This window comes from Mucilaginibacter tolerans (genome assembly GCF_030519375.1).
Classification (GTDB): Bacteria; Bacteroidota; Bacteroidia; order Sphingobacteriales; family Sphingobacteriaceae; genus Mucilaginibacter.
Window position 1 is genome coordinate 298,178 of the sequence record NZ_JAUMKB010000002.1, and the last position, 12,169, is coordinate 310,346.

Annotated in this window: 12 protein-coding genes; 10 read left to right on the forward strand and 2 right to left on the reverse strand. The window is 43.0% G+C overall.

The genetic code is table 11. The features are described from left to right. Positions 1 to 72: 72 nt before the first annotated feature. Positions 73 to 849: an HAD-IIA family hydrolase gene (locus Q3A68_RS03900; RefSeq protein WP_302899739.1), complete on the reverse strand. Its 777-nt coding sequence runs from the start codon at positions 847 to 849 to the stop codon at positions 73 to 75. A gap of 224 nt (positions 850 to 1,073) precedes the next feature. On the opposite strand from Q3A68_RS03900, the gene Q3A68_RS03905 reads away from it, so the two are divergent. Both Q3A68_RS03905 and queD read left to right on the forward strand, forming a co-directional pair. Beyond that, complete coding sequence (locus tag Q3A68_RS03905) at positions 1,074 to 2,378, forward strand: MFS transporter (RefSeq protein WP_302899740.1); 1,305 nt, start codon at positions 1,074 to 1,076, stop codon at positions 2,376 to 2,378. A 71-nt stretch (positions 2,379 to 2,449) separates the two neighbouring features. Further along, positions 2,450 to 2,806 (forward strand): 6-carboxytetrahydropterin synthase QueD, encoded by a 357-nt coding sequence (gene queD / locus Q3A68_RS03910; RefSeq protein ID WP_302899741.1) that lies wholly within the window; start codon positions 2,450 to 2,452, stop codon positions 2,804 to 2,806. A gap of 14 nt (positions 2,807 to 2,820) precedes the next feature. Here the strand turns inward: queD and Q3A68_RS03915 are convergent, their stop codons facing one another. Further along, a complete protein-coding gene (locus Q3A68_RS03915; protein ID WP_302899742.1) occupies positions 2,821 to 3,357 on the reverse strand; it encodes a hypothetical protein in 537 nt (178 codons plus the stop codon). A 248-nt stretch (positions 3,358 to 3,605) separates the two neighbouring features. Between Q3A68_RS03915 and Q3A68_RS03920 the strand changes: the two genes are divergently transcribed. From Q3A68_RS03920 to infC, 8 genes are all read left to right on the forward strand, one after another. Continuing rightward, complete coding sequence (locus Q3A68_RS03920; RefSeq protein WP_302899743.1) at positions 3,606 to 4,121, forward strand: SHOCT domain-containing protein; 516 nt, start codon at positions 3,606 to 3,608, stop codon at positions 4,119 to 4,121. Between the two features lie 96 nt (positions 4,122 to 4,217). Next, positions 4,218 to 6,866: a GH116 family glycosyl hydrolase gene (locus Q3A68_RS03925; protein WP_302899744.1), complete on the forward strand. Its 2,649-nt coding sequence runs from the start codon at positions 4,218 to 4,220 to the stop codon at positions 6,864 to 6,866. Positions 6,867 to 6,932: 66 nt separating this feature from the next. Beyond that, positions 6,933 to 7,913 (forward strand): SMP-30/gluconolactonase/LRE family protein, encoded by a 981-nt coding sequence (locus tag Q3A68_RS03930; protein WP_302899745.1) that lies wholly within the window; start codon positions 6,933 to 6,935, stop codon positions 7,911 to 7,913. A gap of 128 nt (positions 7,914 to 8,041) precedes the next feature. Further along, the gene (locus tag Q3A68_RS03935) at positions 8,042 to 8,353 is read left to right on the forward strand and encodes an EthD family reductase (RefSeq protein ID WP_302899746.1); all 312 of its coding nucleotides are present in this window, start codon (positions 8,042 to 8,044) and stop codon (positions 8,351 to 8,353) included. A gap of 90 nt (positions 8,354 to 8,443) precedes the next feature. Then, the gene (locus Q3A68_RS03940) at positions 8,444 to 9,172 is read left to right on the forward strand and encodes a (Fe-S)-binding protein (protein WP_302899747.1); all 729 of its coding nucleotides are present in this window, start codon (positions 8,444 to 8,446) and stop codon (positions 9,170 to 9,172) included. A gap of 69 nt (positions 9,173 to 9,241) precedes the next feature. After that, on the forward strand, positions 9,242 to 9,505 hold the full coding sequence (locus tag Q3A68_RS03945) for a hypothetical protein (protein WP_302899748.1): 264 nt from the start codon (positions 9,242 to 9,244) through the stop codon (positions 9,503 to 9,505). 124 nt (positions 9,506 to 9,629) lie between these two features. Beyond that, on the forward strand, positions 9,630 to 11,555 hold the full coding sequence (gene thrS, locus Q3A68_RS03950) for a threonine--tRNA ligase (protein WP_302899749.1): 1,926 nt from the start codon (positions 9,630 to 9,632) through the stop codon (positions 11,553 to 11,555). Between the two features lies 1 nt (position 11,556). Further along, on the forward strand, positions 11,557 to 12,126 hold the full coding sequence (gene infC / locus Q3A68_RS03955; RefSeq protein WP_302899750.1) for a translation initiation factor IF-3: 570 nt from the start codon (positions 11,557 to 11,559) through the stop codon (positions 12,124 to 12,126). Positions 12,127 to 12,169: the final 43 nt, after the last annotated feature.

The window sequence follows — 12,169 nt, forward strand, 5'->3', positions numbered from 1 at the left end:
TCTTACTCATTAATACATAATCAATTAAACGTTTTAAATGTTTTATAAATGAGAAACAATTTATGACCGCAATTACCACCACTTCAATGGAAACTTGATCTTATCTACCGAGCTCACCACAAGGTCCGGTTTAAAGGCGTAATGATTCAAGGTGTCCTTATCAGATATTCCGGAGAGCACAAGGATGGTTTTGTAGCCCATTTGCACACCGCCCTGTATATCAGTTTCCATCGTATCGCCGACAACTGTGGTTTCGGCAGTTTCCAGTCCGAGATATTTACGTGCCGAGCGCATCATTACGGGACTTGGTTTACCTGTAACAAAAGCCTTTCGGCCTGTGGCTTCTTCAATCATGGCTGTGGTAGCTGCAATGCCCAGGTTGTTCCATCCGGGTTTTTTGGGGGACGGGTCACGGTTGGTGGTGATAAATTTAGCGCCTGCCAATATCATGTCTACCGCGCGTTGTACCATTTCGAGGGTAAAATTTCGCCCCTCACCCAAAACCACAAATTCAGGATCAGTATCTACCAGTGTAATACCATTCTCATGTAGACTGGTTAACAAACCGCCTTCGCCTAAAACATAAGCTGTAGTTCCGTTAGGACTTTGGTCTCCCAGGAATTTCCCGGTCGCCATAGCACTTGTATAAATATGATCTTCGGTTACTTCTATACCAAGCCGCTTAAGTTTACGTACCGCTTCCAGCCGTGTACGCTGGCTATTGTTGGTCATAAACGTAAAAGGTATATCGTTTTTGAGTAAGTAACTTATAAATGTATCTGCTCCGGTAATCAAATCCTCACCGCTATAGATGACGCCATCCATATCGATTAAAAGTCCGTGTTTCATAATGGATATTTTTGTATTTCAGTAGCCTGCTGGCTGCCGCATTTAGTTCAAAGATAAGTATAAACTAGCTGAAATAGACTTTTATTAACATAAATTCATTAAAAATTAGCTACAATTGCCAATATTGTTAATTAAATGTTAATTTGTTAATAAGTTGACAATACCGGGTTGTGATTGACTGATTTTTATCGATGTAAAAAATTTATATACATTTAGCTTATTAAATGGAAGCTAAAAACAACAAACGCACCATACGTGCCTGGGCCTTTTTTGATTGGGCCAATTCAGCCTATAACCTGGTCATTACTTCAACTATTTTTCCGGCTTATTATGTTGCCATTACCAATAACGACAAAACAGGTAATCATGTAACTTTTTTCGGGCACAGCTTTGTCAATACGGCGCTTTCTGATTATACACTGGCGGCAGCCTACCTGGTAATTGTTATCCTATTGCCAATGTTAACAGCCATAGCCGACTACAGGGGGAATAAGAAAATATTCATGCAGTTTTTTACCTGGCTCGGCTCAATATCCTGCTGCATGCTATATTTTTTCAAGTTTGATACTTTGCAAACCAGCATGATATTTTTCGGGCTTGCAGCTATAGGATATAGTGGCGGCTTCGTTTTTTATAATTCATACCTGCCCGAAATTGCTACGTTGGACATGCAGGACCGTGTAAGTGCCAAAGGGTTCACCTATGGGTATATCGGCAGTGTAATATTGCAACTTATCTGTTTCGCTTTTGTGCTTGAGCCACAATGGTTTGGTATTGTTGACAAATCGTTCCCGGCACGATTATCATTTTTATTGGTGGGTATCTGGTGGATATGCATTGCTTACATACCCTTTACTATTTTGCCAAAGGGAAGTCCCAATGCACAAAGTCATCATAAAAATATTATCAAAGGTGGTTTTATTGAGCTGGGCAATGTATGGCGGCAGGTGAAGAATATGCCTGTTTTGAAACGCTTTTTACCGGCATTCTTTTTTTATTCAATGGGTGTACAAACTATCATGCTTGTAGCAACCAGCTTCGGAGCAAAAGAGTTGCACATGGAAGCCAAGTCCTTGATATCGATTATCCTGATCATCCAACTGGTGGCTATTGGCGGGGCTACACTGATGTCGCGCCTGTCGGATAAATTTGGCAACATAAAGGTGCTTACCCTGGTAGTAAGCATTTGGATAGTGGTGTGTATTGCTGCTTATTTTATCACCAATTCCAATCAGTTTTACTTCCTGGCGGTAGTGGTTGGACTGGTAATGGGTGGTATACAATCCCTTTCACGTTCTACTTATTCTAAATTCATACCGCAGGATATACCCGATTCGGCTTCATTTTTTAGCTTTTATGATGTGACCGAAAAACTGGCAATAGTAGGAGGGATGTTCAGTTTTGGCCTGGTAGACGACATCACCAACAGTATGCGCAATTCGGCACTGGTGTTGTGTATTTATTTTATTGCAGGACTGATTTTGCTTCTTTCCCTATTAAATTATCAGAAAAGGCATAATCGGATTTAATTATAATTTTTCGTCTGCAAAATTGATAAGGATCATTTTTTAATAGATTCTGGCATCGCAGTTTTGCCGCGATGATTATTTATAAAACTTTCACATTCGATTCAGCGCACTTTTTGCCCAACGTACCCGAAGGGCATAAATGCAAAAACATGCATGGGCATACTTATCGGTTAACAGTTTTTATTGATGGGGAAATTACAGGGCCTTATGGATGGATGATAGACTTCGCCGATTTGAAAAAACATATCAGTCCTATAATTAACCAGCTCGATCACCATTGCCTGAATAATTTAGAGGGACTGGAAAACCCCACCAGCGAAAACTTGGTTGTGTGGCTTTGGAACAGAATAAAGCTTTTGATACCTGAATTGAAAAGAATCGAACTAAATGAAACCGCAACTTCGGGGGTTATTTACGAGGGTAAATAATAATCGATTAGCGTTCATACATCATGTTTCACAACATATTTTCGCTTAAACACCCCGAAATTGAATAAAAGCTTTTTCCTTAAAAGCAGTGAACGCCAATCGATAAATAAAATACCACCTATAAAGAATAGCCCTAATATCAGACTAACAGCTGATGGCCAGGAGAAACCTTTGTCAATAATATTTTCGATATTTTCTGATGCGTATTTGCCTAAATGCACTGTAATAGCATCACTTGTGAATTTGCCAACAAAAAAGACAGGTATCACGTAAATCGCGTTGATGCGGGCCATACCACTGGCCAGAAATATGGGGGTGGTGGGCAATGGCAACAAAGTGTAGGCTAATATTGCAACCTGTCCGCGCCAACCAAGGTCCTTCATCCGTTCGCCAAGAAACTGTACATCTTCATTTTTTGATTTCTTGAATATTCGGTCAGCCAGCATCGGAACATATAATGTAAGTACGTACCTGCCCAAAATAGAACCTGCTACACCTATGATAATTACCCACCAGATGTCGAGTCCAAATGCAACTTGCAGAAAGACCATAATTGTAAAGGCCGGAGGAAGCGGAATTGGCACAACATCAAACAAAAAAGCCCCTAGGAAAACTAACAGGTATTGCCACCACATATTTAATATTGAGTTTCAAATTCATCTAATATAGAGGCAAAAGCTATAATAAATATATGATAAATATCATTTGATGATCTGAAATAAGTCACTTAAATTGCATTAGTTCCGCTTATTGCAGATTGAACTAAACATAGTTTACCTAAATTTTCAATATTATACTGATGAAGAAAATCTTATTTACAGTCTTATTTTTAGCCCCGTTTATCGGGTTCGCACAAAAACTCAAAGAATATCATGCGTCAAATGGGATAACTTATCATCCGGGCGATACCATTAAAGTTGGATTAGGATCAATGCCTGACGGTAATTTTAAATATATCCAGATCAATCAATTGCTTCCCGGCCCGCCGGACCCGCGGCGCAGCAACAGTATGACTGCGCGCAAAGATATGTCGGGCAGCGGTTATGTGATCAAAAAGATTCAGAATGTAAGGCAAATGGGCGGCGGTGATAAAACGGTGATCACCATCAAAACCGGTGGTCTGCCGACCTGCGATATCTGGATAGACGAAGCGATAAAGACCTGTGAAGTAACGCCCTGTGCTGATCAGAAATCCGGTACAGCAACCCAATACAGTGTTGCCGACGAACTGCTCAAACTAAAAAAACTACTGGACGCGGGGGGCATTACCCAGGCGGAGTATGACGCGCAGAAGAAGAAGTTGCTGGCACAGTGAAGGATGGCATAAGTCTTGAGTTCTGAGCTTTAAGTCTCAAAGCCTGTGCATTATTCAGATTATTTTTGATAATTTCAGGCACCAATCATAAACTTTATGGGAGACAAACCAGGTAAAAAGACCTCTGGCCGAAGAGACTTTTTAAAAAGCGTCAGCGTGGGCGGAACAATGGCTTTTATTCCGCTAAATATACTTAGCATAGCGGATAAGAAACCTGAGCCGGCACCATACCCAGCCGAATTATCCAAAAAGCACTCTGATGAAAAGCGAAAATATAATACACCCTATACTGGCGAATTCCTTAACCGTGTTGCTTTCCCGATAGGCGGCTTGGGTGCTGGTATGTTTTGTTTGGAGGGCACGGGTGTTGTTTCGCAGGTATCGGTACGCAACCAGCCGGATATGTTTAATGATCCGGGGATGTTTGCTGCCATTTCAATAAAAGGCATCGAAAACGGGGCCAAGTTAATGGAAGGTCCGGTGCCTGACTGGAAAAAATTTGGTTTGCACGATGCAGGAAATGGTCTGAGTGGATCGACCACGGGATTGCCGCATTTTCATAGTGCAAGCTTTAAAACGGAATTCCCTTTTTGCCAGATTGAACTTACGGATAAGGACATTCCCTTATTGATCCAAATTACTGGTTGGAGCCCTTTTATTCCAACTGATGATGACAATTCGAGTTTGCCGGCTGGGGCTATTGAATATCACTTTACTAATCCTGGTAAAACAGCCATTGACGCGGTCTTCTCCTTTAATGCGAAGAATTTTTTAAAGGTTGACGAGGGAAAAAATAGTATAAAGCCAATCAAAAACGGCTTTGTCTTGTCCGAAGTCGGAACAAAAGAAAAACCATATCCTACAGATTTTGCCATTTTTTCGGCAGAAGAGAATACCGTGGTCGACCATTGCTGGTTTAGGGGCGGATGGTGGGACCCGTTCACCATGGCATGGAACGCGATAAAAAACGGCGAGGCAAAAAGCAACCCACCTGTGCCTAATGATGCTCCGGGGGCAAGCTTATACGTGCCATTTAAATTGGAGGCCGGTCAGAAAAAAGTCATTAGAGTGATGATGACCTGGTACACGCCTGATTCGGAAATTACCTTCGGCAAAATGAGGACCCGCAAGCAAGACTGCGATGCTGCCAGCGGATGCTGCAATACACCTTCGGATCTGGAACTGGATAAATACGATAAGAATTTTAATGGTAAGTTTTACAAGCCCTGGTATAGCAGCAAATTTGATAGCGTGAGCGCTGTTACAGCTTATTGGGCTCAGAATTATGACGACCTGAGAAAGAAGTCGGGATTATTCAGTACCACCTTTTACAATAGCACGTTGCCAGCTGAGGTAATCGAAGCCGTTGCAGCCAATCTTACCATCCTGAAATCGCCAACGGTAATGCGCCAGTTTGATGGCCGCTTGTGGAGCTTTGAAGGCTGCGGCGACTCATGGGGATGCTGTCACGGATCGTGCACGCATGTATGGAACTATGCGCAGGCTATCCCGCACCTGTTCCCGGCGCTGGAAAGAAGTTTGCGGCATACCGAGTTTTGTGAGAGCCAGGATGAGAGCGGGCATCAAACTTTCAGGGCCAACCTACCCATAGGGCCGGCAGCACATGATTTTCATGCTGCTGCAGACGGGCAATTGGGCGGCATAATGAAGGTTTATCGCGAATGGCGCATCAGCGGGGATAATAACTGGATCAAAAAGATGTATCCCATGGTAAAAACAAGCATGGATTACTGCATCAAAACCTGGGATCCGCGCCATAAAGGCGTAATAGAAGAGCCGCACCATAACACCTACGACATTGAATTTTGGGGACCCGATGGGATGCATACCAGCTTTTATATCGGCGCGCTCAATGCATTTAGCGCCATGGGCGAATTCCTGGGAAAGGATGTAAGGTTTTACCGGCAGCTATCATCCAAAGGCAAGAAAATGCTGGAAAGCGAATTGTACGACAGCGAATATTTTATACAGAAAATAACCGTCGCCGGTTTGAGTGCTAAAAACCCGGCTACAGAGCAATCATTTGGGGGCGAATATTCAAAAGAAGCGCAGGCATTATTGGAAAAGGAAGGACCAAAATACCAGTACGGCAAAGGCTGCCTTTCTGACGGCATACTCGGGGCATGGATAGGACGCATGTGCATGGTGCCAGAGACGATCGATCCGCAAAAAATTAACAGCCATATTAAAGCGGTTTATAAGTATAATTTTAAAGAAGACCTGAGCGAACATGCCAACCCGCAGCGCCCGTCCTATGCCTTGGGCGACGAGGCAGGTCTGCTATTATGTACCTGGCCAAAGGGCGGAAAACTATCCCTGCCATTTGTTTACAGCGACGAGGTATGGACCGGCATTGAGCACCAGGTAGCATCCCACTTAATGCTGATGGGTAACGTGGAAGAAGGTCTTGGCATTCTCCGCGCCTCGCGTGACCGATACGATGGCCGTATCCGCAACCCTTTTAACGAATACGAATGCGGTCATTGGTATGCCCGGGCACTGGCTAGCTACGGCTATTTGCAAGCACTTACCGGCGTTCGTTTTGATGCGGTAACCAAAACGCTTTACATCGACTCTCGAGTTGGGGATTTTACGAGTTTTCTGAGTACTGAAACTGGGTTTGGGAATGTGAGTTTGAAAGGTGGGAAACCGTCGTTGGATGTGGTTTATGGGAATATTAAGGTGGAAAAGGTGATGGTTGGTGGGAGGGAAACGGTTTTTTAATAGTTATTTTAGACTGATAACCAATAATATACCTATATGATAACTAATCGTAATCGTTTATTGTGGATGATAATCCTTTTAACAGGACACATCTCTGCCGGCTTTGCCCAGGCAGCAAAACCATTGATGACTTTAAAACAGATAGACCCTGAATTCAGCAGCATAGTTAGTAGAAACGCTAAGGCGCAAATATTGGCCGATGGGTTTTTGTGGAGTGAAGGGCCAGTATGGGTGGAAAGCCAAAAAATGTTCATTTTCTCTGACGTTAAAAAAAACATGATTTACAAATGGACCGAGGAGAAAGGCAAGGAGGTTTATCTGAAGCCTTCGGGCTATACAGGGACTTTACCGAGGGGTGGAGAGCTTGGCTCAAATGGCCTGGGGTTAAATTTAAAAGGCCAATTGGTGATCTGTCAGCATGGTGACAGGGCGGTATCTATAATGGACGCTCCTTTGGATAAACCCCAACCCAAATTTATCAAGATAGCATTTAATTATAAAGGTAAAAGGTTTAATAGTCCCAATGACCTTGCCTTTTTAAGCAACGGCGATATTTATTTTACAGATCCGCCCTATGGACTTGAAAAAAATGTGGACGACCCTTTAAAAGAGGCGCCATATCAGGGCGTTTATAGAATTTCAGCGAACGGCAAAATAACCCTGCTTACTGATACGCTCACTCGGCCAAACGGCATAGGATTCTTTCCTGGCGGCAAAACCATATTGATCTCCAATTCAGACCCCTCAAAAGCTTATTGGTATGTTTATGATCTTGATAAGAACGGCCTTTTCACTCATGGCAGGATATTTTACAGCGCAAATGAGGCGGCAAAGACAGCCGCCGGCATGCCCGATGGCCTAAAGATCGACAAAAAAGGCCATGTGTTTGCTTCCGGCCCAGGCGGCATATGGGTTTTCAACCGGGCAGGCCAGTTACTGGGCAAAATATTAATAAATGATCTTGTTTCTAATTGCCGTTTATCGGGTGATGAGAAAACACTGTATGTAACATCCAATCATCGTGTTTTGAAGATAGTGCTGCGTTAAAGTGCGTGGCGGAGACGGGTCTTTGCGCACCGCACTTCGAGTCCCCCAGCGTGACACCCTTTTTGTCAAAAAAACACAACTAAACTGATTATCAAAATCTTATATTTACTTAACCAAAGTAAACCGACATGATAAAAGTGAGCGTTCTCTATCCGAATGGGGAGGGTAAAACCTTCGATATGGAATATTACCTCGGTACACATATTCCAATGGTTTTGCAATTATTAGGCGATGCATGTAAGAAGGGAGCGGCGGAGCAGGGTATTGCCGGCGGTACGCCAGGCTCGGCGCCAACCTATACAGCAATGGGGCATATGTATTTTGAAAAACTGGAGGACTTTAACTCTGCGTTTTCACCCCATGCCAGCGAAATTATGGGTGATATTCCAAACTATACCAATATTGCCCCGGTTATTCAGATCAGCGAGGTGAAGCTCTAAATTGGTGTTCACACCAAACAAAGATAAAAGCGGCTACCAATACCCAATGACCGGGCGACAATTAAAAACTTTTTCTGAAATTAGTCGCCGATGAAAGTTGAGTTGTTTATCCCTTGTTTTGTTGATCAGCTTTACCCTGATACCGCCTGGAATACCGTTAAAGTTTTAGAAAAAGCGGGGTGTTCAGTTAGCTACAACCCCGAGCAAACCTGTTGTGGTCAGCCGGCATTTAATGCCGGTTTCTGGGACGAAGCTAAAACAGTGGGAACGAAATTTCTCAATGGCTTTTCAGAAGACAGTGTGATTATAGCGCCTTCTGCATCCTGCACGGGCATGGTCAAAAACTACTATAACGACTTGTTTACCAATACACTCTTGCATAATAAATGCCGTGCCATACAGGGTAATATTTATGAGTTATCGGATTTTCTGGTGAATATCCTGCAGGTTGATTACTTCGGTGCCGAACTGGATGGGCGTGCTGTATATCATGATAGCTGCAGCGCCCTGCGCGAATGTAAAATTAAAGAAGAGCCACGCCAATTATTATCCAAAGTGCTCGGCTTGGAACTGGTAGATCTGAAAGATAACGAAACCTGTTGCGGTTTTGGCGGTACATTTGCCGTCAAGTTCGACGCTATATCCACTGCAATGGCCCAGCAAAAAGTAGATAATGCCCTGGCAGCGGAAGCTGATTATATTATATCCACTGATGCGTCCTGCCTGCTACACCTGCAGGGGTATATCGATAAAAACAATCTTCCAATCAAAACTATGCACCTGGCCGATGTACTGGCTCATGGGTGGGGGAATGTTTGATTTACGATTTTAGATTGACTTGAATCATAATGAATGCTTTTTTGTTTGGCAGATATGATGCCATTAAAAATGCATAAATATCACAGTGATCATGATAGTGGTGTGGTGGCTTATCATATTGAAGATCGTGATATAAAGATCCTTTTTCCTCCTGATAAGGATGGGAAGCCGTTTGTATATACCTACAGTTACTCCAGACCGGGCAAAAAGCATGTGGAAGAAATGAAGAAGCTTGCTGAGAAGGGCTCGGATTTGGCAACTTATATCAATAAAAATATTCGAGAAAGGTATGAAAGGAGAGACCGCGCTGACAATGTGATTATAACAGATTAATCGGCATAATCAAAATTCAACAATCTGTATAATCATCTAAAATCTTCTATATTTGCACACAAACATAAGGTCACTTAGTAGGTGACCTATTCATTTTTCATAGAAAATTAAATCATAGTTGTAGATGATTAACATTACACTTCCCGATGGTTCCGTTCGTCAGTACGAAAAGGGAACTACTGCCATGCAGATCGCTCTGTCGATCTCCGAAGGCTTAGCAAGAAACGTATTAGCGGCCGAAGTTGACGGCCAGGTTTGGGATGCCAGTCGCCATATTGAACAAGATGCGCATGTAAAATTGCTTACCTGGACCGACACTAATGGTAAATCGACTTTTTGGCACTCATCAGCCCACTTAATGGCCGAGGCTTTAGAAGCTTTGTATCCTGGCACTAAGTTTGGTATCGGTCCGGCTATTGAGACCGGTTTTTATTACGATGTAGATTTTGGTGACCGCGAGTTTTCTTCGGATGATTTTAAACAGATCGAAGACAAAATTCTGGAGCTGGCTAAAACTAAAGAGGAATATGTCCGTACGCCGGTGTCCAAAGCTGATGCTATTGACTATTTTACAAAAAAAGGTGATGAGTACAAGCTTGACCTGATAAAGGACCTGCCTGACGGCTCTATCACTTTCTATACACAGGGTAACTTTACTGATCTTTGCCGTGGGCCACATATCCCGAACACAGGTTTTATAAAGGCAGTAAAACTAATGAATGTTGCCGGCGCTTACTGGCGCGGTGACGAGACTCGTAAACAGCTAACCCGTATTTATGCGGTTACTTTCCCGAAGCAAAGCGAATTGACTGATTATTTGCACCTGATAGAGGAGGCAAAAAAACGTGATCACCGTAAATTAGGTAAGGAGCTGGAATTGTTTGCCTTTTCTGAAAAAGTCGGCATGGGCCTACCATTATGGCTGCCAAAAGGCACTGCTTTACGTGAGCGTTTGGTAAACTTTATGCGTAATGCACAGGTAAAAGCGGGTTATGAGCAAGTTATCTCTCCGCATATCGGTCATAAAAACCTGTATGTAACTTCTGGTCATTACGAAAAATATGGTAAGGACAGTTTCCAGCCAATACAAACACCGCAAGAAGGAGAGGAGTTTTTCCTGAAACCAATGAATTGCCCGCATCACTGTGAGATGTATAAAACCAAACCGCGTTCATATAAGGATCTGCCGGTTCGTTATGCTGAATTCGGCACTGTTTATCGCTATGAGCAAAGCGGTGAGTTGCATGGTTTGACACGGGTTCGCGGCTTTACTCAAGATGATGCGCACTTGTTTTGCCGCCCCGACCAGGTAAAAGAAGAATTTAAAAAAGTGATTGATCTGGTGCTGTATGTGTTCTCGGCCCTGGGTTTTGAAGAATATACTGCACAGATATCGCTTCGTGACCCTGAAAATAAGGCCAAGTATATTGGCTCTGACGAAAACTGGGCATTGGCCGAACAGGCTATTATTGAAGCAGCTGATGAGAAAGGTTTAAAAACTGTCGTAGAATTAGGCGAAGCCGCCTTTTACGGACCTAAGCTCGACTTTATGGTAAAGGACGCAATAGGCCGTAAATGGCAGTTAGGCACTATACAGGTAGATTATAACCTGCCAGAGCGCTTTGAATTGGAATATACCGGCAGCGACAATCAAAAGCACCGCCCGGTGATGATCCACCGTGCGCCTTTTGGCTCATTGGAGCGTTTTGTGGCAGTTTTGATCGAGCACTGCGCGGGTAATTTTCCGTTGTGGTTATCGCCTGAACAATTCACCATCCTGCCCATATCTGAAAAATATGAAGAATATGCAAAAAAACTTTCTGATATATTAAAAGATTCCGATATTTGCGGGCTGATTGATTTTAGAGACGAAAAGATAGGGCGGAAGATACGCGACGCTGAAGTCAAAAAAATCCCTTATATGCTTATTGTAGGCGAAAAAGAGGCAGCTGAAGGTTTAGTTTCAGTTCGAAAGCATGGACAAGGCGATTTGGGCAGCATGACTATTGAAGAATTTAAACAACAAATAATAAAAGAAATAACGGTATAACTTGGCATTAAACAAACCCAATTTTAACAGAGGACCAAGGCCACCTTTTAAGAAAAAGGAAGCCGAACACAACATTAACCAATTCATCAGAGCTCAGGAAGTTCGCCTTGTAGGTGACAACGTTGAGCAAGGTGTGTACTCATTAAGAGATGCACTTGCGATAGCACAAGAGCAGGAATTGGACCTGGTTGAAATCTCTCCGAATGCTGTTCCGCCTGTTTGTAAAGTAATAGACTATAATAAGTTTATTTACGAACAGAAGAAGAAGATGAAGGAGATCAAAAGTAACGCTAAGCAAACCGTTATAAAGGAGATCCGCTTCGGACCGAACACGGACGACCACGATTTCGAGTTTAAATTGAAGCATGCCATCAAATTCCTGGAAGCAGGCGAAAAAGTGAGGGCATATGTACACTTCAAAGGTCGTGCGATAGTATACAAAGAGCAGGGAGAAATTCTGTTACTGCGTTTCGCACAGGCATTAGAGGAAGTCGGCAAGGTTGAACAATTGCCAAAACTGGAAGGAAAACGGATGTTCTTAACCGTAGCTTCCAAAGGAGTAAAGAAATAAATTTTACGTGTGACGTTTTACGTTGTACGTTTTTTATAGAGAG